The following is a 23426-nucleotide window of genomic DNA, read 5'->3' as shown; positions in this document are numbered from 1 at the left end:
CGGCCGGTTCAGGCCTCCAGCGTCCCCGGCTTGCGCGCCGCACGCGAAGGCCCGGCGCAGGCGATCTTCATCAGGTCGGACCGGCGGCGGGCGAGACGGGTGGAGACGCGCGTGACGATGAGCCCATCCTGCGGCGCCCGAACCTCGACGGTGCCGCCCGGCACGCCGGGGCGGACCAGGATGGTCGCCAGCAGTTCTCCGGCCTCGACGCTGTCGCCGATATCGCGGTGGAAGAGGACCGCACCGGCCTCCGGTGCGCGGATCATCTCGATATTGTCGAGCGGCACGGCTTTGCCGGCAAAAGCCGGAAGGCCGACGCCGGTGCTCGCAACGACTCCGCGGCCGGCAAGAAAGCGAAACATGCTTTCGGCGTCCTTGCGCGCAATTTCCGGATAGACGTCGCGCGTGCCGCGCAATTCCACGGTCACCGACAGGCGGCCGGGCAGGGCGGTCCTGCGCTCGCCTTCGCTCTCGTGCTTCCATGCATGGGCGACCGCCTCCTCGAAGGCCGAGCTTTGCCCGTCGGAAAGGAACACCGCCTCCATGTCGAGGGCCGCTGCAAGGTCGGCGGCCTCCGGCCAGAATGCCTCGTCGATATAGGCATATTGCAGCCCCTCGTCGTCGCAATGGAGGTCGAGCACCAGATCCGCGCTGAGCGCCATATGAAGAAGGTGCCGCTTCAGCCGATCGACGGCCGAGTAACGGTCCGGCCCTTGAAGCAGACCGTCACGCTCGCCAAGGGAGATCAACGGGAAATCCCGGTTGAAATTGGTGCGGGAGCCCAGATCGAAGCGGCCCTGCAGTTCGCCGAAATGCGACTGCGCCGCGCCGATCGGATTTGCCTGAGGAACGATGGTGATATCCCCGAGAACGGCGCCGTCATTCTCCGCCTGGCGGAGCCGTTCGAGCAGGAAATGAAGAAGGGCCGTTCCCGGCAGTTCGTTGGCATGGAGCGCCGCCTGGATATAGGTCCGCGGCGCTGCGCCGTTTGCCCCCTTGAACCGGAACACCGGCAGCCGCCACTCGATGCCCGGCGTATCGCCGGCGAAGATGATTTCGGAAATGTCCACTCGTTTCGTCCTCAAACTCGAAAACCGGTTATGAGACTTGGCATTGCCGTATTGCAAGCCCCGACGACGGCTGTAGACCCTGGCTGCCGCCGATCTCAATCCTCTTCGACCGTCGGAAGGTCAAGAGCCGAGCGCAGCACGCCGACGCCGCGCTTGTAGAGCATCGCATATCGCGCCGGCGCCAGCAGATCGGCCCCGGGCGTGAACCCGGGAATGGTCTTGTTGAATGGAATCGCACCGCAACCGGGCGTAAGGCAATCGAGTTTGCCCTTGGGACACTCGTTGAAGCGGCAGAGGCGACCGAGATAGCGATCACTTCCCGGCTCGAAAAGGAAGGTATCGACCTTGTTGCCCGGAACACTCATGCCGGCTCCGGATTCGAATGCCTCTCGCAAGGAGCGGGCGCATGCCTTGCTCAGTTCGGTGAGGCGCTCTTGCGTGTCGAGCCAGAGCGCCATGTCGAGATCACTGCATTCGTGCCAGACCTCGATGCCGCTGCTGCGGAAACCCCTGAAGCGAGGGACCTCCTTCCAGAGCGGCTTTGCAACCGAGCCGATGACGGAGATCGCCTGAACTTCAGGGAACTCGGCCCAGGCGCGGGCGACGATGTCCGCCGCCAGGCGGTAATCATGCTGCAGTTTGAGAAGATAGCGGTTTTGACTGTCGATCTCCGAGCGGCGCATGACATCCAGATTAAATTAATGCCTCACGTGAACAAGGTGGAGGACGGTTTTGATTATTTTTCACATCGCCGGATGGGCAAAATGACTCCTACTCGATTGTTGATCTCTGACTTAAGTCATTGTTTTTTCCTTGAAAAATTATTTTTTCGCTCTCCGAAATACCGTCATGTGGATCGTCAAAAAACGGCGCTTTTGAAATGATTGGATTTTGGGGCCATGTGCGAAAATCGTGCCTTCGCTTTCGCATAAAGTACCGTCAAGCAAGGCGTATCACACGATTAGCGACGATACCACTGCGCCGCGACCAGACCGTCCACCGACCGCGCGACCTTGCTATACGCCCGAATTCTGGCTATATTACTGGAAATACCGGAGGCAGTCATGGGAAGTTCACAGAAGCGCGCCATCCAGAATTATCGCTCTCGCCTTGGCAAGCGCGGCCTTGCCCGCTTCGAAGTGCTTGGCCGGGACGCTGATCGCGACCTTATCCGATCGCTAGCCAGGCGCCTGTCCGAAGACACGCCCGAGGCCTCAGAGCTTCGCGCCACGGTCAGCAAGTCGATCGCTGGCGATCCGCCAAAACCTGGCGGCATCCTCGCGGCGCTGCGGCGTTCGCCGCTGGTGAACGCGGAACTCGATCTTTCCCGCCCCCGTGAAAATGCGCGCAAAGTCGACCTGTGACGCGCTATCTGCTGGACACCAATATCATCAGCAATGTTGTTAAACCGCAGCCATCGGAGTCGCTTCTGGCGTGGATGTCGAGGCAGCGTGATGAGGACCTGTTCATCGCGTCGCTGACCGTTGCGGAAATTCGACGGGGGATTCTGGAGAAGCCACGAGGCAAGAAGCGCGCCGCTCTCGACAGGTGGTTTTCTGGGCCTGAAGGGCCTCAGGCTCTGTTTGCTGGCCGCATCCTGTCGTTCGACGCCAAAGCGGGCCTGATCTGGGCGCAGCTAATGGCGGCGGGCAAAGCGGCCGGTAAGCCGCTTAGCGGGCTCGACATGATCATCGCTGCTGTCGCCGGCGCAAACGACTGCGTGGTAGTAACAGATAATGAAAGGGATTTTGCCGGAGTTGAGATCCTCAATCCTATGCGCGGAGCGATCTAATGCAGCGCCGGTCGGAAGAATGCGTGGGGGATTTGATGGCTGAAACTCAAATAGAGTGGACGGATTCCACTTGGAACCCTGTGGCAGGAAGTTCGATCGTCACCGCCGGCTGCACGCACTGCCATGCAATCGAAAATGGCCAAACGACCGAAACTCCATGATCAGCCGAACCTCTGATTTTCCCGCCTTTTCTACGATATTCGACGCTAAAGCCGCCGATCGCCGCCGTTTCCCCTACTCCCACTCGATCGTGCCCGGCGGCTTGGAGGTGACGTCGTAGACGACGCGGTTGATCCCGCGGACCTCGTTGATGATGCGGGTGGCGGCGCGGCCGAGGAATTCCATGTCGTAGTGGTAGAAGTCGGCGGTCATGCCGTCGACGGAGGTGACCGCACGCAGCGCGCAGACGAATTCGTAGGTGCGACCGTCGCCCATGACGCCGACCGTCTGCACGGGAAGCAGCACGGCGAAGGCCTGCCAGATGGCGTCATAGAGGCCCGCCTTGCGGATCTCGTCGAGATAGATCGCATCCGCTTCGCGCAGGATTTCCAGCTTCTCGCGCGTGATGCCGCCGGGGCAGCGGATCGCGAGGCCTGGGCCGGGGAAGGGATGGCGGCCGATGAAGCTTTCGGGCAGGCCGAGTTCGCGGCCGAGCACGCGGACTTCGTCCTTGAAGAGTTCGCGCAGCGGCTCGACGAGCTGCATGTTCATGCGCTCCGGCAGGCCGCCGACATTGTGATGCGACTTGATCGTCACCGAGGGGCCGCCGGTGAAGGAGACGCTTTCGATGACGTCAGGGTAGAGCGTGCCCTGGGCGAGGAAGTCGGCGCCGCCGAGCTTCTTGGCCTCTTCCTCGAAAACCTCGATGAAGAGACGTCCGATGATCTTGCGCTTCGTTTCCGGGTCGCTGACGCCTTCGAGTTCGCCGATGAAGCGATCGGAGGCGTCGATATGGAGCAGATGAAGGTTGTAATGCTCCTGGAACATGGCGACGACGTTTGCCGCCTCGTCCTTTCGCATCAGACCATGATCGACGAGGATGCAGGTGAGCTGGTCGCCGACCGCTTCGTGGATAAGGAGGGCCGCCACCGACGAGTCGACGCCGCCGGAAAGCGCGCAGATAACCTTCTTGTCGCCGACCTGCTTGCGGATCGCCTCGACCGCCTTGGCGCGGTAGGCCGACATGGTCCAGTCCCCCGTAATGCCGGCGACCTTGTGGACGAAGTTGGCGATGAGCTTTGCGCCGTCGGGCGTATGCACGACTTCCGGATGGAACTGGACGGCATAGTATTTGCGCTTTTCGTCGGCGATGAAGGCAAAGGGTGCGTTGGAAGAGGTGGCGACGACTTCGAAGCCCTCGGGCAATGCGGTGACCCGGTCGCCATGCGACATCCACACCTGGTGGCGCGAGCCGAGCGACCAGAGCCCGTCGAAAAGTGCGCAGTCCTTCTCGACTTCCAGGAACGCCCTTCCGAATTCACGGTGATGGCCGCTCTCGACCTTCCCCCCGAGCTGGGCGCACATGGTCTGCTGGCCGTAGCAGATGCCGAAGACCGGCAGGCCGCTGTCGAAAATGACGGAAGGCGCGCGGGGCGAGCCGATGTCGAGGGTCGAAGCCGGGCTGCCGGACAGGATCACCGCCTTCGGCTTCAGCCGGTTGAAGCCTTCCTCGGCCGACTGGAACGGCACGATCTCGCAATAGACGCCGGATTCGCGTACGCGCCGGGCGATGAGCTGCGTCACCTGGCTGCCGAAGTCGACGATCAGGACGGTGTCGGGATGGGCTGTCTGGGTCATAGCGGGCCTTCAAGCAAGCTTGATCATGGCGAGCCTTTAATGAAAGCCCGCCTTTGGCGCAACGATAACATTGCACCCGGACAATCAGGCGCCTGGGCGGAAGGCTCAGAGCCGGATTTCGCCCGCCTCCAGCGCCGCCTCGAGCCGGTCGATGGTGGCTGCGAGCTTCTCGTCTATCACGTTCAGGTATTCGGTCCAGTCGCCGACATGCTTCAGCTCCGCCTTCCCGTCCGAAATGCCGCGCAGGCCGATGAGCGGCACGCCATACGACTGGCAGGCGCGCAGGATCGCAAAGGTCTCCATCTCGACCATGTCGGCGTCGATCTCGTCATAGGTCCTGCCGGAGACGATGTCGGCGCCGGTCGAAAGCCGTGCCTTCTTCACGCCGGGAATGCTGAGCGGCAGTTTAACGACGGCTGGCAGATCCAGGAAGGGCGTCGCGCCCTTCTCGAAGCCGAGGGGCGAGGCGTCCATGTCGCGGTAGGCGACCGAGACCGCCTGGTAGATTTCGGTCTGTTCGAGCGTCGCGGACCCGGCCGAGCCGAGCGAGACGACGAGGTCCGGCAGGCTGCCTCCGGCGTGGAGCTCCGCGAGCGCCCTGGTCAGGCTGACGGCCGCCTCGACCGGACCGACGCCCGTCATCAGGGGTGCGATCCTGGCACGGAGGGACGGACCGTACTCGGCGTCCACAGCCATGACATGGAGAATAGTGCGCCCCGCTACCGGCTTGAGTTCGAAGCTCATCCTTCGATCCCCTCGCGTCCGCGCACCACCATCATCGTGCCTGTCATCGAGGCGATGAGCTTGGCCGGTCCGTCGGACCTGACCGCATAGGCCCGCCCGTCCGAGACGATGATCGTGGTGCCGGGCTTCGTCACCTCGCCGCGAAAGAGGAACCGCTCGCCCCGTCCGGGCGAAAGCAGATTGACCTTGAACTCGATCGTCAGCAGCGATGCGTCGGGGTCGATCACCGAATAGCCGGCATAGGTACCCGCCGCATCGAGCGCGGCGGAAATTACGCCGGCATGCAGAAGGCCGTGCTGCTGCGTCAGCTTGGGATCGAAGGAAAGCTCGATCTCGACGGTCCCCGGTTCGACGCGCGTAAGCTCGGCTCCGATCGTGCGCATCGCGGCCTGCCGTCTGAAGCTTTCCCGGATGCGCTTCCTGAAGTCGTGAGGATCGCTTTCGTCCATGTGTCGGTTTGCCTTGATTCCGCGGACAACGCTGCCCGGATTTTCCCGGAGACTGGCACGCCGGCTGCGGCCCGGCAAGCTCAATTCATGAGGAAAATCGAACCGTTGAGAAGGGTCGCGAAGGCCACCCATGCAAGGTAGGACACAAACAACAGAGCCGAAATCCTGTCCTTGCGCAGGCTTGCGAGGATGAATGCCACGATGGACGCGAACAGGGCGAAGATGACGACCAGCGCGGCAGCGATTTGGTGCAGCCCGAAAAACAGCGGCGACCAGAGAAAGTTCAGGATCATCTGGGTGAGCCACAGCGGCCACAGGACGGAGTGGCCGCGATGATCGAGAAAGCTGCGGGCACCGGCAATTCCGATCATCACGTAAAGGATCGACCAGGCGGGAGCGAAGACCCAGTTCGGCGGTGTGAAGCTCGGCTTTGCCAGCGACCGATACCATGCGTCGGGGATGTTGATGTAGCCGATGGCGAGGCCGAGGCCGAGAACGGCAACGACGAAAAGGACATGCGCCACGGTTCTGTTCATGCGTGCTAAATGGAGCCGGGGGCGGCGATTTCCAGTCGCTGTACCGGTTGGCGGCGAAGCGGCGCCACCTATATGTGGTCTATGAAAAACTTCCGGCGCATCGAAATCCGCCCGGCCGTGCCCGACGACCTCATGACGATCGCGTCGGTCCTGGTCAGGACCTGGCGCGCGACGTTTCGCGGCATCATATCCGACGCCTATCTCGATGCCATGACCGTCGAGGACCAGGCGATGCGGCATGCGCGGCGCATGCGTCTTCCGGGCAGCTTCATCATGGTCGCGGCCGACATGACCGACGACCGGGTGATCGGCTTTGCAAATTGCGGCAAGGCAAGGGGAATGCCGCCAGCATTCGACCGGGAGCTCTACGAGCTCTATCTTCTGCCGGAGTTCCATGGCGCAGGCCTCGGCTCCGCGCTGGTGCGCAGCGTCGCCGGCCATTGCCGCGACACAGGAGGATCGTCGCTTTTTGCCTGGGTGCTGAAGGGTAACCCCAACCGGGTATTCTATGAGCGGCTTGGTGCCCGCGCCGTCGGCGAGGGCCGGGTCAGCGTCGGCAGAGAAAGCCTGGATCAGGTGGCCTATCGCTGGGACGATCTCGCGGCGCTCTCCGACTTCGGAGACGCGTCTATCTGATCCGTCGCCAGCCGGATTATGTGCTGATCCCACGCAACGGGGCTCCTTCGCTCCTTGAATAGGCCGCGGTAGGAGGAGACGGCGAAACCGTGCTTCGCGGCGGCAATGCCCGCTGCGTCCGCAACCGGTTCCTCCTTGAGGACGGCACCGGTTTTGGCGTTGAGGGTCACCGCGACGTTGCCCTTGGGAGAGGTGAGGCCGACGAGCCCTTCCTGGCGGTTGACCGCGATAGCGCCGACATAGTTTGCGAGCGCCGCGGTGGTTCGTTCCGGCAGGTCTACGAAGGTCAGGTCCTCGCCCTGGGCGAAGTGCCCGACCAGCGGCGGAAGGTCGTTGCGCGCACCTTCGTACTGGCAGGCGAACCAGACACGTCCGTCGGCGCCGATGTCGACATGTCGGGTCGAAAGGCGATTGAGATGAGGCGGCAGCACATGCTTCTCGATGAGCGCCCCCGTCGCGGCGTCCACGAGTGCCAGGCTCGGCTCCATGCGGTCGAGATTGAGCTTGGTGCGGCCGAAATCCGGATGGGTCTCGATGCCGCCATTGGCTATTGCGAGCGTGCGTCCGTCGGCGGCAAGCGTCATGTCGTGTGGGCCGATGCCGTAAGTCGGGAACTCGCCGATACGGGTAAAATCCCGGCGGCCATCATAGATGCCGACCATGCCGCGATTGGCGGAGAAGTCGTTTTCGGTCGCATAGAGCAGCCGGCCGTCGGCCGAGAAGCAGCCATGGCCGAAGAAGTGCCGGCCCTCGGCGGAGGTGATGACGACCGGCTCGGCGGTGCCGTCCGGCGCAAAGATCATGGCATAGGTGCCCGGCCGCCGGGCAAAGGCGACCGCGCGCCGGCTTACCGGGGAGAAGGTCATGCCATGCGCACGCGCCGGCAGCAGCCTGCGCTCCACTATCTCGCCCGTTTCCGTGAGCGTCGCGACGCCGTAGCTGCCGTCCTGCGCCATGAAGGCCGAGGCGAAGACGGCATCGGCCCTTTCGAGGGCGAAGGCGCCCCTGGGGGCAAGGGCGGTCACCCACGCGGCACCCGCCATTTTGACGAAGCTGCGGCGGTCGATGAGGGTATCGGTCTTCATGCGATTTCCTGCAGCGGGCGATTTCATGCAACGGTCGAGGTCACTCCGCTATCACAGCCAACCTCGCCGTTTGAAATAGACATACGGCAACAGGGCCGAGGCGACCATCAGCATCAGCGCATAGGGATAGCCGAACCGCCAGGTGAGTTCCGGCATCACCTCGAAGTTCATCCCGTAAATCGAGGCGACCAGGGTCGGCGGCAGAAACACGACGGCGGCGACCGAGAAGATCTTGATGATCTGGTTCTGTTCGAGGTTGATGAGCCCCAGCGTCGCGTCGAGCAGGAAATTGATCTTGTTCGACAGGAACAGCGCGTGGTCTCCGAGGGATGCCGCGTCGCGCTGAACGAGCTTTATCCGCTGCCGGCTCTCCTTGGCCGCCTTGCGGTGCGTGCTCCCCTCGATGGCGACGTGATAGGCGACGAGCCTGCCAATGCTGACGAGGCTTTCGCGGATGACGGTCAGCAGGTCGCCCTTCTGGCCGATCTGCTCGATCAGCGACTGCAGGTCGCGCGTCTTCTTGGTGGCGCTGGCGTTCGACTTGCGGAAGACCTCCCGTGAGATCTGGTCGACGTCGTTGCCTGCGCGCTCCAGAGCATCCGCCGTACGGTCGATCATCGCCTCGAGCAGGCCGAGCATTACGAGCTCTCCCGTCTCGCACGCCGCGCCGTTCGGCTTCAAGATGCGGTTGGCATAGACCTGGAACGGCTTCGGCTCCGCATGGCGGACCGTCACGAGGGTCGCGCCTTTGAGGATGAAGGTGACGGGCACCTTGGCCGGGTAATCGCTGTCGAGTTTGGCGGTCGCCGTCATCGTCATGAACTCGGCGCCGTCCTCCTGGTAAAGCCGGTCGGAAAGCTCGATTTCCTGCATCTCGTCACGGGTCGGAATGGCAATGCCGAGGCGCTCCTCGACAAGGCGCGTTTCTTCGCTCGACGGATTGAAGAGATCGAACCAGATCACCGGTTCCTGGCATGCCAGGCCGTCGAGGAGGTCGACGTGCACAAGTCGGCTGTTCTGGCTTTTGTAGATGCGCAGCATTTCAGGCTCCATGGGGCCGAGTCATCCGACCGGCGGAGCCCTGATCAAATCAGGTCCGGACGGCCGTGAGCATGAAGGCTCGACTTCGACTGTCGGGGTTCATCTTGAGTTGATCCTTGTTGGTGAGACATGTCCGCGCAGGCGGCCATGGATGCGCTTTGCTCCGAAATGCCCTGCTTGTCAACCATCGGGTTCCGCAGCGTTTTCACGTTCCCGTGTCAGTCGCCGTCGGCGAAGGAGAATCCGGCGCCGAGGCCGATCGAACCGCCGAATTCGCGATTGAGCCGGTCGAGCAGATCGGCCGTGTTGAGCGCGATGAAATCCAGCTTGGCGCGCTGCCTCTCGTCGGCAAGCGCATCCTCGATCGGCCCGTCGAGACCGTCCGTAGCGGCGATCAGAGCCTTGAAGAGGAAGTCGATGGAACCGGCGATCGAGCGGCTGTCGGCTGGCAGAAGGCTCTCCATGCCGGCCGTATCGAAGAGTCTCTGGAGACCACCGAGATTCGCCGAGATCGCCGGCATCGTGTTGGCCGAGCGCCAGTAGATGGCAAGTTTCGGACGGCCCCTGTCGGGCGTCCCGTGGACCGTTCCGGCGTAGAAGGGCCGCAGCCGCTGGTCCTTTATCATCTCGACGCTGTGGACGAGCACGCCCAGAAGCTCGGTCGCGGCTTCCCTGTTGTCCCGGAAGAGCGGATTGCCCGGGCCTGGCTCCTTCCAGGCCGCCTGGATCCCGTCCGGCTTTTCCCATGCGGCAAGGAGCTCGCCCGCGATGCTCCTCAAATTCTGCGAGACAGCAAGCCCATATCGGCAGCGAAAGTCCCCTTGCTTGCCGGAGAGAACCTCCGCGCCGGTACCGTAGAGCACGAATTCGAGTGCCCCGAGGCCCTGGACGGCGACGCTCTTCCCCTTGAGGGTGTCCGGGCTTGTGGCGCTCTCGTCTTTCTTGGCGAGAATTGCCTGGACCTGCTTCAAGCCCGTGCTTTTCCGGTCGGGATAGAAGAGGAAGCGTTCGAAACGGTTCTGTTCGAGGGCCGGACCGAGGCGGATGATCTCGATCGCGGACCATCTCTCGACGACGCTCGAAAAGGCCGACCGCGCCGCTTCGAGGGTCGTCTCGGAAGGTGACTTGCAGAGCCCGGCGCTCGCTTCGGAGAGGGCGTTCGTCGCCTCTGCGAGGTCTCGATAGCCGGGGATGATGAAGCCGTCCACGGCCTGCGCCATCACCCTCGGCACGGCCGCCTCTTCGACGACACGCGGGGAAAGCGCACCGCCTTCCTGCGCCGCCGCGGGGGCAGCGAGGAATATCAGGCTAAGGGCGAGAGGAAGGCTCGCGAACGGAAGGCGCATCAGAGGGACTCCAGGAATGTGATCAGGGCTTTGCGGTCGTCCTTCGGCATGGCGGCGAAGGCATTGCGTGCCTTCGCCGCTTCGCCGCCGTGCCAGAGAATGGCTTCGGCCAGGTTTCGGGCGCGTCCGTCATGGAGAAGGAAGCTGTGCCCACTCACGGTCTTGGTCAAGCCTATGCCCCAAAGCGGGGGCGTACGCCATTCGCGGCCACTGGCCTCGCCGACCTGCTGGCCGTCGGCGAGGCCTTCGCCCATGTCGTGCAGGAGGAAGTCGGAATAGGGCCAAATGAGCTGAAACGCCTGCGCCTTGTGGGTGGCGTCCCGGCGGGTCACGAATTTCGGCGCATGGCAGGCGGCGCAGCCGGCTTCATGGAAGAGCCGTTTGCCCTTCAAGGTTTCCGGAAAGCTCGCCTTGCGGCGAGCAGGCACGGCAAGATTGGAGGAATAGAACGTCACGAGGTTGAGCACCGGGTCGGGGGCCTCGACCGCTCCGAGCCGCGGCTGCACGCCGTCCGGCAGATCGAGGCAGCCCGTCTGGGCAGCCGTGCAATCGCCATGACTGCGGTCGAGATCGGAGGTGGAGATGCCGATATCCACGGCAAAGGCATCGGCGACCTGCTGGCGCACGGACGGGTTCTGCGCTTTCCAGCCGAAGCGGCCGAGGGTGACGCGGCCGGTCCGGCGCTCGCGCACGAGGGCCGGCCGTCCGCTGATGCCGTCGCCGTCGCGATCCTCCGGATCGGCACGCGCCAGAATGTCGGCCTCGTGGATGGCCTCGATGAGACCGATGCCGATCATCGGCGAGGCGACGCGCGGCGACAGCGTCGTCGCCGCATCGAGCGGTCCGTAACCGGGATCGGCGATCGCATAATGCGGCTTGCGGAGCGGGACCGTATCGCCGCCGGCAAGCGCCACCAGTTCTTCCGTATAGGTGATGTCGAGGCGGCCCTCGGCAGCAAGCCCCGGCACGGCGCTGTCCTGAAGCTGAGCACCATAGACCGGGTCGGGAAAGTTGAGCCGTGCATGGGAGGCGATCTCCGCGCGCTCGGCATCGTCGCGCGGGGCACGGGCGAGCCGAAGGAGCATCGACGTCGCGTCGGCGGCCCCCTCGGGCGGGCGGCCGCGTCCGTCGCGGGCATGACAGCTCTCGCAGGCCCTCGCATTGTAGAGCGGCCCCAGCCCGTCCGAGGCCTGCGTGGAAGAGGGTGAGGAGACCCAGAGCTTCTCGAAGAGCGCCTTGCCGAGGTGAAAATCCTGTTCGTCCTCGAAGGGAAGGTTGTCCGATGCCTGGGAGAAGATCATCCGATCCGCCCGTGCAATCGTCGTCGCGGCACCGGCCGGCATCGCTTCGAAGGGCTCAGGCCTGGAAAAATCGGTGGTTGGGCGTGTGACCGACAGAACGCGCTCGAGGTCTTCGGCGGAAAGGTCGTCGCGAACAGGCGCGCACCCGACATCCGCCTTTTCCGCGATACCGCCATCGCGCGACGCCGCGGGGGCGACGCAAATGAGAGCGGCAACGGTTAGCGCGAAAAAGCGGGCGAAGACATTCATCGAGGGAGGCCGGGCCGCCACCTGTCCGTCGCGGCCCGCCTTTTCAGCTTATTGGAAGACGGCGCCAGGATTATCCAGGCTGTCGGAACCTTCAAGCTCCACCGTGCCGAGATCGAGTGCGGCGATGACGCGCTCGACGGTCTTCGCCTGGGCGATCAGCCCGTCGATCGCCGCCTGAACCGTCGCATTGCCCTCCGCATTGCCCTCGCCGATCATCTGGTCATAGGCCTCGCCCGCTTCTGCGCGCTTGGCCATCGCCTGCATCTTCTCGACCGTGGTGGCGAGACCATCCTTCATTTCCTTGTCGAGGGCCGCATCCTTGGCAGCGACGAGCTCGGAAAGCGAAGGGCCGGTGAGCTTGCTGCCGTCGACGCGGGTATACTCGCCGCTATAGGCGGACTGGATGCCGATCGCGTCGTGCAGGTGCGAGTTGTGGGTGTTGTCGGAGAAGCAGTCGTGCTCCTCTTCCGGGTCGTGGAGGAGCAGGCCGAGCTTCATGCGCTCGCCCGCAAGTTCGCCGTAGGAGAGCGAGCCCATGCCGGTAAGGATCGCCACGAGGCCGGCTTTCGGGTCCGCCTCGACCGCCTTGGTCGCAGCGCCGTCCGGCGTCCAGTTTGCGACCATCTCCTTGAGGTCGGAGACGAGCAGGCTCGTCGCTGCCTTCAGATAGGCGGCGCGGCGATCGCAATTGCCGTTGGTGCAGGCCTTGGTGTCGAAATCCGTGTAGGGCCGGTTGCCGGCACCCGGGCCCGTTCCGTTCAGATCCTGTCCCCACAACAGGAATTCGATCGCGTGATAGCCGGTCGCGACATTCGCCTCGATGCCGCCTGCCTCCTGCAGCGTGCCGGAAAGGAGCTCCGGCGTGATCTCGGTGGCATCGACGTCCTGCCCGTCGATCTTGATCGCCTTGTTGGCGATGACATTGGCGGTGAAAAGGGCGTTCTCGTCGCTCTCGCTGCCGTAGCTTGCGTCGACATAGTCGATCAGGCCCTCGTCCAGCGGCCAGGCATTCACCTTGCCCTCCCATTCGTCGACGATCGTGTTGCCGAAGCGATAGACTTCCGTTTCCTGATAGGGGTTGCGCGCCTTCAGCCAGGCCTCCCGCGCGGCCTTCAAGGTCTCCTCGCTCGGGCTTGCAATCAGCGCATCCACGGCCTTTTCCAGCGCTTCTGCCGTGGCCAGGGCATCTTCGTATTTGGCGTGCGCAACGGCCGCGTAATGCTTGACGACCGCGGCTGCGTCCGTCGCCGCATTCGCCGGCTGCAATGCCAGCGCAGATGTCGCCGTCATGAGCGCCAGCGCCGCGGCGCGGATGAAATTCTTGGTCATGACCCTCTCCTTGTTGCCCGTCGATAGAGCGTACAGCTCCAACCCCGTGAAAAGCGCAAGAGTCATGGACCAAAAGCAAACTGGTGTCAAAGTGTATAGTTTAGAACGGCTTGAAGGTGCAGCCCTGCCTGGATGGCGGGAATCCGCGCCGGCCTAACTCTTCCTGCCCATGAGACAGAAGAAGAATCCGTCGGTTCCGGTCGATGCCGGCGTCAGCGTCACGGTCTTCATATCGGCGGACCAGGGCTGCGCCTTGTCGGTGCCGAAGAGCGCCGCCCAGTTGTCGGCGGCCGAGAGGACTTCGAATTCCGGATTGTCCTCGCAGAAGCCGTAGACCTGCGCCTCGTTCTCCTCCGGAAGGACGGAACAGGTGACGTATATCAGATGTCCGCCGGGGCGCACGAACTGGGCGGCACCGGCAAGCGCCTCCTCCTGCTGGGCCAATCGCTCCTCGAGGTTCTTCTGCGTCAGGCGCCATTTCGTGTCGGGACGCCGCCGCCAGGTTCCGGTCCCGGTGCATGGCGCATCGACAAGCACGCGATCGACCCGCCCTATGAGCGATGCGAGCGACTCGGTCGACTCGTGCACCTGCACGTTGCGGGTGCCGGCACGCTTCAGCCGCTCGATAATGGGCGCCAGCCGTTTGCGGTCGGCGTCGTAAGCGTGGACCTGGCCCTTATTGTTCATCGCCGCCGACATGGCCAGCGTCTTGCCGCCGCCGCCGGCGCAATAATCGAGCACCTGCTCGCCCTCGCCGGGCAAGGCGAGGTCTGCGACAATCTGCGACCCCTCGTCCTGCACCTCGAACCAACCCTTCTGGAACGAGATTTCCGCCGTTACGTTCGGCAGGCGCGAAGCGCCCTCGCCGGCGGGAATGCGCACGCCATGCCGGGCAATCGCCGCAGGCTCGGCGCCGCTGCGCTCCAGCGCCTTCAGCACCTTTTCGCGCGTCGCCTTCAGCGTGTTGACGCGCAGATCGAGAGTCGGCCGGCCGGCAAGAGCCTTCGCCTCGGCGAGCCAGTCGTCGGAGAAATTCTCTTCGAACGAGGCCTGCGTCCATTCCGGAATATCGCCCTGCACATGCAGGGGAGCATCTTCGAGCCGTCGCTGAGCGAAGGCCTTCATCATCGCTTCCGAAGGCGCTTCGGGCGCGAACCGGTCGTCGGCAAGTTCCGCTGCAAGCGTGTCGGCGCGATAGCCCCATTGCCGGTACATGACCGCATGGCCGAGGGCTACCGGGGTGTCGCTATCCATGAGAAAGGCGTGGGAGAGTTTCATCCGCAGGGCATCATAGACGATGTTGCCGATGGCGGCGCGGTCGCCGGAGCCGGCGAAGCGGTGGGACAGGCCCCAATCCTTGAGGGCATCGGCGACGGGTCGCCTACGCTTTTCGATATCGTCAAGAACCTCGATGGCTCCGGAGAGCCTTCCGCCCAATCGCATCTTCGATGAACTCCTTTTTCGCCGTGGTAGTGGCGATGACATCGAAGAGCAAGACGGCGGCCGCATTATGTAAGGGGCGCGACCGGCCCTTGCAGTCTGGCTCGCCCGAGATGAATCGAGCGAAACCTGCGCATCGTCAGGAGTTGACGACGGTGTAACAGATGCTGGCGGTACCGGAGCGGATCATGCCGATCTTGGAGGCAGCCGCCTTGGAAAGATCGATCACCCGGCCGCGAATGAACGGACCGCGATCATTGATCCGGACGACGACGGACTTGCCGTTGCGCTTGTTGGTCACCTGGACCTTCGTGCCGAATTTCAGTTTGCGATGCGCGGCGGTCAGGTGCGCGGCATTCATTCTTTCGCCGGAGGCCGTTTTGGACGAAAGCGCGTACCAGGATGCTCCCCCGCAGCCAGCGCCTGCTGCCTGACTTTCCGATGCCGAGACGAAGCCCATCCCGACGGTGAATAGTGCTGCCGCGGCAGCAGTCTTGATTTTCGCTGGCGTCAAGCGATGCCCCCTTCGGTTTGAAAAATTCGTCAGTTCCCTTTGTTGATCGAGCTAATTGAGGTGAAACATGGCAAAAACGTGCTTCAACCGTTAAGTTTTCATTAGGAATGTCTGAAGGCTGATCGATTTTAAAAATAAACAACAGATTGAAATAGTTTAGAATTGCGATGGAAGTTCTTTGGAATCAGCCACTAAGCCCTGCCGGTGGCGCTCCGGGCCGCGCAGTGACGCCTCCCGGAAATAAAATCATTAAAAATTTCGCTTTGGATGAAAAGTCGGGAATCGCGACCGTTGAATCCATGCTACTAGCGCCAGGGTTGTGGAAAATGGCGAAGTATAGACCGAATAATGACAGCATAATCGTGTCAAGGCGATTCGCGTGAAATCAATACTTTCAAAACTGCATCCGACTTGCTTGTGTTCGCGCGCGATATTCTGATCGGCCTTGACGAAATAGGTGCTTAATTCCGGTTCCAGGTTCCTGATGTCCACAGCTGTGCAAGCGAAACGCGATAGTTGGGGAACTCCGGATCGAAGCCCGCCTGGCGCAGTCGCGCATTGGAGACGCGCTTGTTCTCGCCGTAGAAAGAACGGGCCATGGGGGACATATCTGCGGTTTCGAACGGGATCTCGGGCGGCGGCTCGACGCCCATCAGCCGGGCGGCTTCCTGGACCACGTCCTGTGGCGGCGCCGGCTCGTCGTCGGTCACGTTGAAGACGCCGCTCACGCCGCGCTTTGCGAGAAAGGCGCTCGCCGCGCCGATATCTTCGACGCGCATACGGTTGAAGACCTGGTTCGGCTTGATGACGCGGCGCGCCGTCCCTTCGGAGAGGTTGCGGAAGGCATTGCGGCCTGGGCCGTAGATGCCGGCGAGCCGCAGCACTGCCACCGGAATGTCGTGCTGCGCACCGTGCTCGAGCCAGGCGTTTTCGGCTTCCACACGCTCGAGCGAGCGCTGCGAGACCGGGTTGAGCGGCGTATCCTCGGTGACCCAGGCGCCGCCGTGATCGCCATAGACGCCGACCGTCGAAAGATAGCCCACCCACTCCAGCCGCGGCAGAAGGTCGGCAAGCGGCGGCGTTCCGGCGCGAAACATGGGGTCGCCATCGCGGCCCGGCGCAATCGACTGAACGAGGTGGGTGGTCTCCCTCATCGCATCCTCGAGCTCGTCCGATATTTCCGTGCCGTCGAAGAGGATCGGGCGGATACCGGCAGCCTGAAGACGGGCGAGCTTTTCTGCGGACCGGGTGGTGCCGGTCACGGACGTCGCCAGGGGAGAGAGCGCGCTCGCGATCGCGGTGCCGGAATAGCCGGCACCAAGGATCAGGACATTCATCGGTTCACTCCCGCCATTTGCCATTCCGCAAGAACCTCGTCATCGGTTTCAGGCCCGCATTGCCGGGCGAAGACCGCCAGATCGGCGGATGAAATCAGTCGCGAAAGCGCCCAGACCGCCATCCCTCTGACCGTGGGCGACGCATCGGCCGCCAGCGCCTTGCAGACCTCTGTCAGGCTCTTCTCACCGGAATTTCCGGCGGCGATCAAGGCATTTCGGACGAAACGATCACGCCCGATGCGCTTTACCGGCGATCCGGAAAAGAAGGCCCGGAAACCTGTGTCGTCGAGCGTCAGCAGGAAGGAGAGCTCCGGTTCCTTGAGATCATCTCGCGCCTGGAGCTTCATTTCCGATGCCGAGCGCGCGAACTTGTTCCAAGGACAGGCGGCGAGACAGTCGTCGCAGCCATAGATGCGGTTACCGATCAGCGGCCGTAACTCAGGCGCAATCGATCCCTTGTGCTCGATCGTGAGATAGGAGATGCAGCGTCGCGCGTCGATGCGGTAGGGCGCCGGGAAGGCATCGGTCGGACAGGCGTCGAGGCAGGCCCGGCAAGAGCCGCAATGGTCGCGTTCCGGCTCGTCCAGTTCCAGTTCGGCTGTCGTGAAGAGGCTGCCGAGAAAGAGCCAGGAGCCGAATTCGCGGCTGACCAGATTGGTGTGCTTGCCCTGCCAGCCGATGCCGGCCTTTTCCGCAAGCGGTTTCTCCATGACGGGGGCGGTGTCGACGAAGACCTTCACGTCCTCGCCCGCCCGCGCGGCAAAGCGCGTGGCGATCTCCTTCAGCCGGCCCTTGACCACGTCGTGATAGTCGCGATTGCGGGCGTAGACGGAGATCGCGCCGCGATCGCGTCTGGCGAGGACGTCGCGCGGGTCGTCCTCGGGAGCGTAATTCATGCCGAAGAGGACGATCGAGCGCACTTCGCTCCAGAGGACGCGCGGATCGGATCGGCGCTCGGCTGTCTCGGCGAGCCAGTCCATCGTACCATGAGCGCCGGCAGCCAGGAACTGCCTCAGCCGCTCGGGCGCGTGGGGTATGGCATCCGGATGGGTGATGCGACAGATGTCGAATCCCTTGGCCGCGGCTTCCTCTTTCAGGAAGGCGGTGAGGGTCCGTCGTTTCCTGCCCTGGTTCTCCGCTTTTGCAGCGTCGCCGGGCATGATCTGGTCCTTAAAAGTCGAGATCCGCATAATGTGAGACCGGGGTCACGCCGCGCACCCGCTCGGCGAGCAGCGGCCGGAAGGACGGGCGCGACTTCAGCCGCTGATACCATTCCTTGGCGCTCGGCGCATCGGACCAGTCGATCTCTCCGAGATAGTCGAGCACGGAAATCGCCGCGGCCGCGGCGAGATCCCCATAGGAGATGCGATCTCCGGCGAGCCAGGGGCGCGATCCGGCGAGCCACGAGAGATACTTCATATGCTGGCGGATATTGCTGCGCGAGGTGCGGAGAATTTTCGAATCCGGCGCACCGCCGCCCTGGTCCGGGGTCATCTGCAGCTTGAAAATGCGCTCGCGCACGAGCGGGCGCGTCACGTCGGCTTCCATCTTCTGCAGGAACCATTCGGTGAGGCGGCGGATTTCGGCGCGCTGAAACGGGTCCTCGGCAAGAAGGCGGCGGTCGCGCTTCATGATGCCGCTGGTCTCGTCGAGATATTCGGAGATGATCGTGGCGCCGCAGAGCGCGCGCATGCTGTCATCGACATAGACCGGCAGAGTGCCGGCAGGATTCAGCGTCAGGAAGTCGCGCCGGTTCTCCCATGGCTGCTCTTCGCTCAGTTCCGTCTGATAGCCATATTCTGAGAGAATAAGGCGTACGAACCGCGAAGCTGGGGACATGGGGTGATGATACAGTGTCGGCATCGATGATCAGATTGCAGCTGTTTTCGGGGATATCGGCGTCGCGGCATATGCAACTGGCCACGGCTCGTTACAACGAGCTATAGGTAGTTGCGGTGGCAAACACAAGAGAATCGACTTTCTCCTCCCACATCCAATTATATCAGGAATAGCTTTTACATGGCGGATCAATCGATCATAAGCGCGCTCGTCCTCGGCCTCATCGAAGGGCTGACGGAGTTCATCCCGGTCTCGTCGACGGCGCATGTGCTGCTTGCCGGACACTTCCTCGGGTTCAAATCGCCGGGAAACACCTTTGCCGTTCTGATCCAGCTCGGCGCCATATTGGCGATCCTGCTCGTCTACTTCCAGAAGCTGCTGGCGATCGCGCTCGCCCTTCCGACGAGCGTCAAGGCCCGCCGCTTCGTCTTCTCGGTTCTCCTCGCCTTCCTGCCGGCGGCGCTTATCGGTGCTGCCGCGCATGGATTCATCAAATCGGTGCTTTTCGAGACGCCGATGCTCATCTGCGTCGTGCTGATCGTCGGCGGCGTCATTCTTTATGCGATCGACCGGCTCCCTTTGACGCCTCGCTACACCGACGTGTTCGACTATCCGCCTTCGCTCGCGCTGAAGATCGGCCTCTTCCAGTGTCTCGCCATGATCCCGGGGACGTCGCGTTCCGGCGCGACCATTGCCGGGGCCCTGCTGATGGGGACCGACAAGCGCTCCGCGGCTGAATTTTCCTTCTTCCTCGCCATGCCGACCATGGTCGGAGCTTTTGCGCTCGATCTCTACAAGAACCGCGATGCGCTCTCCTTCGACGATGTCGGCATGATCGCGGCCGGTTTCATCGCTGCATTCATCGCCGGAATTTTCGTGGTGCGTTCGCTGCTCGACTTCGTCTCGCATCGCGGCTTTACGCCCTTTGCGATCTGGCGCATCCTCGTCGGGACCGCCGGGTTGGTCGGCCTGTGGCTGCTCGGATAACACAGTCCGGAAACATAAAGCCGGATGCGTCTCTTTCGAAACGCACCCGGCTCCTGGCCCCCGCCAAAACGCAACATGCCCGGCTCGAAGCCGAGGCGAAAATGTCCGGCTTACTCGCCGGCAAACCCGATCGACGCCGTCGTGCACGGGTTGACACCGTAGGCCGGCGTGCAGCCCTTGTCGCTGCTAGCCCCGGTGCCGGGTGCCATGAACGAGCCAGCCAGAATGATCAGTGCCGCAGACGCAAAAAAGATTGCGATCGACTTGCCCATGGGACGTTATGCCTTTCGAGTGAGATGTCTGCACCGGCGCCGCTCGCCGAGCAGTCAGTGCGAGCGGTGTTTATTCTGCGACCATGTCATGATCAATATCAGTGCGAGCTGAATCTGCGGTAAACGAGATTCGGATTTTCGACTGCGGCAGAACTGCAACGCTGTTGCCGGATGGGCACAGCGGGGGCCGCAAAAAAGCCGCCGGCGGAGCCGGCGGCTTGAATGTGTTCGGTGTGATGCGACCGCTCAGGCGGCGCGGCCGCTGCGCGTGTATTGCCCGTGCGGGCGATAGCGTACGAGATAAGTCGGCAGGATCGACTCGAGCATTGTCGGCTCGATGCCGATACCGGCAAGCGTGCGGCCTTCCGCCTCGGCCTTTGCCGAGACGACATTGTCCGATTTCAGCAACACCACCTGGTCGGCGGTGAGCGGCGGCGTGATGAACGGCACGAGCGAGGCGACGCTGCCCATCAGCGAGGCGATGCCGAAGGGCAGCGACACGAAGGAGCGCTTGCGGTCGATCGTCTTCAGCATGATATCGAGACATTCGCGGAAGGAGAGCACCTGCGGCCCGCCGAGTTCGTAGATCGTCCCACCGGTCAGCTTGCCGTCGACGGAGCGAGCCACGGCCTCGGCAACGTCGGTGACGTAAACCGGCTGAAACCTGGTCTGGCCGCCGCCGATGAGCGGCAGGACCGGCGAGAATCGGGCCATTTCGGCGAACTTGTTGAAAAATCCGTCTTCAGGCCCGAAGATGATCGACGGGCGGAGCATCACCGCGGCCGGAAGCGTTTCGAGGATCGCAGCCTCGGCACGCCCCTTTGTCCGGGCATAGCTCGATTGGGAGCTCGCGTCGGCGCCGATCGCCGAGATATGGGTGAGCGTGGCGCCCGTCGCCCGAGCCGCCTCGGCGACCGCCCGCGCGCCGAAATCCTGGACCGCCTCGAAGGTGTTGCGGCCACTTTCGAAGAGCACACCGACGCAGTTGATCACATGGTCGGCGCCGTCGACAGCGCGATCGACCGACTTGCGGTAGCGCAGATTGGCCTGAACGAAGGAGATTTGCCCGACATTGCCGAGCGGTTGCAGGTGGCCGGCGAGATCCGGACGGCGAACAGCGACGCGAATGCGGTAGCCGCGTTTGGCGAGCGCGCGCACCACATGACGGCCGACAAATCCGGATCCGCCGAAAATCGTCACCAGCGGCGGAAGGTTGGACAAGGTCATGAGAAACGCACTCCTGATGTCAATGGTAGAATTGCTTGCTACATAGCCCAAGCGTCGAGCGAGGTGAAGGCCAATCCGCGCGCTTCGGAGGCGTGCCCCGATGCGCCGCGGGACTTCGCCTCAAACGCCTTCGACGACCACCATTTCGGCATCGGCGACTTCCTGGCGGATGGCCGCGGCAATCTGGTATTCGGGCGAATTGTAACAGTCGACGGCCGCCTGCAGCGAGGGGAATTCGATGACGACGTTGCGGGTGCGAGCGGCACCTTCGAGCCGATGGAACTCCCCGCCGCGCGCAAGGAAGGTCGCGCCGTATTTTTCGAAGGCGGGCTTCGCCGCTGCCACGTAATCCTTATAGCGTTCGGGGTCCCTTATATCGACCCGAGCGATCCAGTATCCTTTGGCCATGATGAACTCCTCGTCTTTCACGACATGCAGACGGGATGGTTACTTCCGGCAAAATGAGCCTCAGGTCAAGCAGGCCCGAACGGCGCCGGAGCGCTATACGGCGGATCGACGGGAGAGGGCGCTCTCCATTTCGGCCAGGATCGCGCGGCTTGCTGCGAGAGGCTCGGGCGAGGCAACGATCGGCCGCCCGACGACGAGGTGGCTCGAGCCGGCGCGAAGCGCGTCGGCCGGCGTCATCACCCGCTTCTGGTCGCCTTTTTCCGCGCCGGCCGGGCGGATGCCCGGCGTCACCAGCGCCATGTCGCCGCCGATGATCTTGCGCACGGCGGCGGCCTCCTCCGCCGAGCAGACGATGCCCCCCATGCCGGCGGCGCGGGCCTGTTCCGCGCGGCGCAGGACCAGGCTGTGCGGATCATATTCATAACCGGCATCGATGACGTCCTGTTCGTCCATCGAGGTGAGCACCGTCACGCCAAGCAGGCAGAGGTTCGAGCCTCGTGCCGCTTCGACAGCCGATTTCATCGCCTTCGGATAGGCGTGCAGCGTCAGCATCGATACGCCCATCTTGACGATGTTCTCCACGCCCTTGGCCACCGTGTTGTCGATGTCGAGCAGCTTCATGTCGAGGAAGACCTGCTTGCCGCCTGCAGCGAGGTCGCGCGCGAAGTCGAGGCCGCCGGCGAAGGCCAGTTGATAGCCGATCTTATAGAAGAGGACTTCCTCGCCGAGCGTCGAGACGATTTTCTCGGCCTCGGTCACCGTTGGAAGATCAAGGCCGACGATCAGCCGGTCGCGCGCGCTTGTGCTCATATCGAGATCACCCCTGCCAGAACTCCATCGGCGTCCAGTCGCATGTGACGGCGCGATCCGCAAGACGGAAGGCGAAGAGATTGCCGCCGCCCGGCGGTTGATCGGCGCTACGGGCGATCGCCGTGCCCGTCATCCGGCATTTGAGCAGCGTACCGACACCGCCATGGCCGATGAAGGCGATGGGTACCGCCGGATCGTGCCGGTCGAGGACCTGGAAGACGGCCCTTGAGATTCGCGCCTGGGCGTCGACGGCACGCTCCCAGCCCTTGAAGCTCTCTTCGGGTCGGGCAAAGAACCGATCGGCCGCCTTCTCGAACTCCTCCGGCGGCAGAAAGCCGGTCGCGGAACGATCGTTCTCGCCCATCTCCTCGTCAGTTTCGACCGGGATGCCGGCAGCGTCGGCCAGGAACCGCGCCGTTTCGATCGCCTTCTTCTCGCCACTGGCGACGATGCGTCCGAGCGAACGGACCCATGGCTGTTTCGCCGTGGCGTGCATGCGTTCTTCGCCGAGTTCGGACAGGCCCCATTGTGGCACGGAGACGGCGGGATCGATTCTGACCTGCGGATGGGTGAGATAGATGCCGAACACCGGAGGTGGCGCCGTCAGTGCGTCTTGCGGTAGATCCACAGCTGCGCCGGCGGAATGTTGCGCACGACGAAGTCGAAATGCTGGATTCGGTAGCGGTCCGGCATGGCGACGACCGGCGACATCGGACCGTAGGAGATCTGAACGACCGGGCGGCCGAAGGGAATGCGCGAGAGCAGGTCCTCGATGAGTTCGACGCGGCGATGCATCGGGAAATTCAACAGCGGCACGGCGGAAATGACGCTGTCGAACTGCTGATCCTTGAAGGCCCCAAGCGTCCGGGAAAGATCGAAGGCGTCGCCGTTGATGAAATGCACGCCGTCGAAATGCGCCTTGAGCTGATTGTAGAACTCGGTCGAGTATTCGATGGAAACCAGCTTTTCAGGCTCTATGCCGCGCTCGAGGATCGCCTTGGTGATCACCCCGGTGCCGGGGCCAAGCTCGAGGACCGGCAGACCGGATTCCGGATCGACTATGCTGGCCATGCGGCGTGCGGTGATGGCGGATGTCGGGAGGATCGCGCCGACCGCGCGAGTATTGCTCATCCAGCCCTTGAAGAAGCGGATCTCTTCGTCGAATTTCCGACCGAATTTTTCCTTCACCCTCAAGCGCAAGCTCATCGAATCCCCTC

27 protein-coding genes are annotated in these 23426 nt (G+C 63.2%); 5 read left to right on the top strand and 22 right to left on the bottom strand.

The genetic code is table 11. The features are described from left to right. Window positions 1-8: 8 nt before the first annotated feature. Together ACFHWW_RS01695 and ACFHWW_RS01690 are read right to left on the bottom strand one after the other, a co-directional pair. Window positions 9-1070 (bottom strand): succinylglutamate desuccinylase/aspartoacylase family protein, encoded by a 1062-nt coding sequence (locus tag ACFHWW_RS01695; protein WP_379937104.1) that lies wholly within the window; start codon window positions 1068-1070, stop codon window positions 9-11. A 95-nt stretch (window positions 1071-1165) separates the two neighbouring features. Beyond that, the gene (locus tag ACFHWW_RS01690) at window positions 1166-1753 is read right to left on the bottom strand and encodes a hypothetical protein (RefSeq protein WP_379937103.1); all 588 of its coding nucleotides are present in this window, start codon (window positions 1751-1753) and stop codon (window positions 1166-1168) included. A gap of 381 nt (window positions 1754-2134) precedes the next feature. Here ACFHWW_RS01690 and ACFHWW_RS01685 point away from each other — a divergent pair, with 381 nt between their 5' ends. From ACFHWW_RS01685 to ACFHWW_RS01675, 3 genes are read left to right on the top strand one after another with little or no spacing between them, the layout of a single operon-like run. After that, window positions 2135-2434: a hypothetical protein gene (locus ACFHWW_RS01685; RefSeq protein ID WP_275596940.1), complete on the top strand. Its 300-nt coding sequence runs from the start codon at window positions 2135-2137 to the stop codon at window positions 2432-2434. Further along, window positions 2431-2862 carry a type II toxin-antitoxin system VapC family toxin gene (locus ACFHWW_RS01680; protein WP_379937102.1) on the top strand — a complete coding sequence of 144 codons (432 nt, stop codon included), beginning with the start codon at window positions 2431-2433 and terminating at the stop codon, window positions 2860-2862. The genes ACFHWW_RS01685 and ACFHWW_RS01680 overlap by 4 nt, the downstream gene beginning before the upstream one ends. Continuing rightward, window positions 2862-3023, top strand: coding sequence for a DUF5131 family protein (locus ACFHWW_RS01675; RefSeq protein ID WP_379937101.1), 162 nt, complete (start codon window positions 2862-2864; stop codon window positions 3021-3023). Before ACFHWW_RS01680 ends, ACFHWW_RS01675 begins: the two co-directional genes overlap by 1 nt. A 73-nt stretch (window positions 3024-3096) precedes the next feature. Here ACFHWW_RS01675 and guaA read toward each other — a convergent pair whose 3' ends face one another. The 4 genes from guaA to ACFHWW_RS01655 form a co-directional block, all read right to left on the bottom strand. Further along, window positions 3097-4659, bottom strand: coding sequence for a glutamine-hydrolyzing GMP synthase (gene guaA / locus ACFHWW_RS01670; RefSeq protein ID WP_100669817.1), 1563 nt, complete (start codon window positions 4657-4659; stop codon window positions 3097-3099). Between the two features lie 105 nt (window positions 4660-4764). Further along, window positions 4765-5403: a 5'-methylthioadenosine/S-adenosylhomocysteine nucleosidase gene (locus ACFHWW_RS01665; protein ID WP_379937100.1), complete on the bottom strand. Its 639-nt coding sequence runs from the start codon at window positions 5401-5403 to the stop codon at window positions 4765-4767. Beyond that, complete coding sequence (locus tag ACFHWW_RS01660) at window positions 5400-5852, bottom strand: PaaI family thioesterase (RefSeq protein ID WP_018093923.1); 453 nt, start codon at window positions 5850-5852, stop codon at window positions 5400-5402. Before ACFHWW_RS01660 ends, ACFHWW_RS01665 begins: the two co-directional genes overlap by 4 nt. Before the next feature lie 80 nt (window positions 5853-5932). Next, on the bottom strand, window positions 5933-6388 hold the full coding sequence (locus tag ACFHWW_RS01655) for a TspO/MBR family protein (protein WP_379937099.1): 456 nt from the start codon (window positions 6386-6388) through the stop codon (window positions 5933-5935). 81 nt (window positions 6389-6469) lie between these two features. On the opposite strand from ACFHWW_RS01655, the gene ACFHWW_RS01650 reads away from it, so the two are divergent. Further along, window positions 6470-7024, top strand: coding sequence for a GNAT family N-acetyltransferase (locus ACFHWW_RS01650; RefSeq protein WP_379937239.1), 555 nt, complete (start codon window positions 6470-6472; stop codon window positions 7022-7024). On the opposite strand, the gene ACFHWW_RS01645 is transcribed toward ACFHWW_RS01650, so the two are convergent. The 10 genes from ACFHWW_RS01645 to ACFHWW_RS01600 form a co-directional block, all read right to left on the bottom strand. Beyond that, entirely contained in the window at window positions 6970-8109 is a 1140-nt protein-coding gene (locus ACFHWW_RS01645; protein WP_379937098.1) for a DUF1513 domain-containing protein, read from the bottom strand. The genes ACFHWW_RS01650 and ACFHWW_RS01645 overlap by 55 nt on opposite strands. 51 nt (window positions 8110-8160) lie before the next feature. After that, window positions 8161-9150 (bottom strand): magnesium/cobalt transporter CorA, encoded by a 990-nt coding sequence (gene corA / locus ACFHWW_RS01640; RefSeq protein WP_379937097.1) that lies wholly within the window; start codon window positions 9148-9150, stop codon window positions 8161-8163. 218 nt (window positions 9151-9368) lie between these two features. Continuing rightward, on the bottom strand, window positions 9369-10496 hold the full coding sequence (locus tag ACFHWW_RS01635) for an imelysin family protein (RefSeq protein ID WP_379937096.1): 1128 nt from the start codon (window positions 10494-10496) through the stop codon (window positions 9369-9371). After that, window positions 10496-12046: a di-heme oxidoredictase family protein gene (locus tag ACFHWW_RS01630; protein ID WP_379937095.1), complete on the bottom strand. Its 1551-nt coding sequence runs from the start codon at window positions 12044-12046 to the stop codon at window positions 10496-10498. Before ACFHWW_RS01630 ends, ACFHWW_RS01635 begins: the two co-directional genes overlap by 1 nt. A 48-nt stretch (window positions 12047-12094) precedes the next feature. Beyond that, a complete protein-coding gene (locus tag ACFHWW_RS01625) occupies window positions 12095-13375 on the bottom strand; it encodes an imelysin family protein (RefSeq protein WP_379937094.1) in 1281 nt (426 codons plus the stop codon). A 153-nt stretch (window positions 13376-13528) separates the two neighbouring features. Further along, window positions 13529-14818 carry an RsmB/NOP family class I SAM-dependent RNA methyltransferase gene (locus ACFHWW_RS01620; protein ID WP_100669811.1) on the bottom strand — a complete coding sequence of 430 codons (1290 nt, stop codon included), beginning with the start codon at window positions 14816-14818 and terminating at the stop codon, window positions 13529-13531. 136 nt (window positions 14819-14954) lie between these two features. Then, window positions 14955-15329, bottom strand: coding sequence for a septal ring lytic transglycosylase RlpA family protein (locus ACFHWW_RS01615; RefSeq protein WP_324762747.1), 375 nt, complete (start codon window positions 15327-15329; stop codon window positions 14955-14957). A gap of 461 nt (window positions 15330-15790) precedes the next feature. Next, on the bottom strand, window positions 15791-16666 hold the full coding sequence (locus ACFHWW_RS01610) for an SDR family oxidoreductase (RefSeq protein ID WP_379937093.1): 876 nt from the start codon (window positions 16664-16666) through the stop codon (window positions 15791-15793). Then, complete coding sequence (queG, locus tag ACFHWW_RS01605; protein ID WP_379937092.1) at window positions 16663-17826, bottom strand: tRNA epoxyqueuosine(34) reductase QueG; 1164 nt, start codon at window positions 17824-17826, stop codon at window positions 16663-16665. Before queG ends, ACFHWW_RS01610 begins: the two co-directional genes overlap by 4 nt. Before the next feature lie 10 nt (window positions 17827-17836). Next, window positions 17837-18529 carry a glutathione S-transferase family protein gene (locus tag ACFHWW_RS01600; RefSeq protein WP_018093934.1) on the bottom strand — a complete coding sequence of 231 codons (693 nt, stop codon included), beginning with the start codon at window positions 18527-18529 and terminating at the stop codon, window positions 17837-17839. A gap of 156 nt (window positions 18530-18685) precedes the next feature. Between ACFHWW_RS01600 and ACFHWW_RS01595 the strand changes: the two genes are divergently transcribed. Then, the gene (locus ACFHWW_RS01595; protein ID WP_324762750.1) at window positions 18686-19492 is read left to right on the top strand and encodes an undecaprenyl-diphosphate phosphatase; all 807 of its coding nucleotides are present in this window, start codon (window positions 18686-18688) and stop codon (window positions 19490-19492) included. Window positions 19493-19602: 110 nt separating this feature from the next. Here ACFHWW_RS01595 and ACFHWW_RS01590 read toward each other — a convergent pair whose 3' ends face one another. The 6 genes from ACFHWW_RS01590 to pmtA form a co-directional block, all read right to left on the bottom strand. Then, window positions 19603-19764, bottom strand: coding sequence for a hypothetical protein (locus ACFHWW_RS01590; protein ID WP_100669808.1), 162 nt, complete (start codon window positions 19762-19764; stop codon window positions 19603-19605). Window positions 19765-20010: 246 nt separating this feature from the next. Next, window positions 20011-20991, bottom strand: coding sequence for a complex I NDUFA9 subunit family protein (locus ACFHWW_RS01585; protein WP_379937091.1), 981 nt, complete (start codon window positions 20989-20991; stop codon window positions 20011-20013). Between the two features lie 120 nt (window positions 20992-21111). Next, window positions 21112-21399 (bottom strand): DUF1330 domain-containing protein, encoded by a 288-nt coding sequence (locus ACFHWW_RS01580; protein WP_100670036.1) that lies wholly within the window; start codon window positions 21397-21399, stop codon window positions 21112-21114. Window positions 21400-21492: 93 nt separating this feature from the next. Continuing rightward, window positions 21493-22209, bottom strand: a complete 717-nt coding sequence (gene pyrF, locus ACFHWW_RS01575) for an orotidine-5'-phosphate decarboxylase (RefSeq protein WP_324762752.1) — start codon at window positions 22207-22209, stop codon at window positions 21493-21495. A 7-nt stretch (window positions 22210-22216) separates the two neighbouring features. Further along, window positions 22217-22798: a histidine phosphatase family protein gene (locus tag ACFHWW_RS01570; protein ID WP_324763429.1), complete on the bottom strand. Its 582-nt coding sequence runs from the start codon at window positions 22796-22798 to the stop codon at window positions 22217-22219. Window positions 22799-22812: 14 nt separating this feature from the next. Beyond that, window positions 22813-23415, bottom strand: a complete 603-nt coding sequence (gene pmtA, locus ACFHWW_RS01565) for a phospholipid N-methyltransferase PmtA (RefSeq protein WP_100669804.1) — start codon at window positions 23413-23415, stop codon at window positions 22813-22815. Window positions 23416-23426: the final 11 nt, after the last annotated feature.

The sequence above is a fragment of the Sinorhizobium sp. P24N7 genome, assembly GCF_042436655.1.
Lineage (GTDB): Bacteria > Pseudomonadota > Alphaproteobacteria > Rhizobiales > Rhizobiaceae > Sinorhizobium > Sinorhizobium meliloti_A.
The sequence above is the reverse complement of the archived record's forward strand: the minus strand, read 5'-3'. Positions and strand labels throughout refer to the sequence as shown.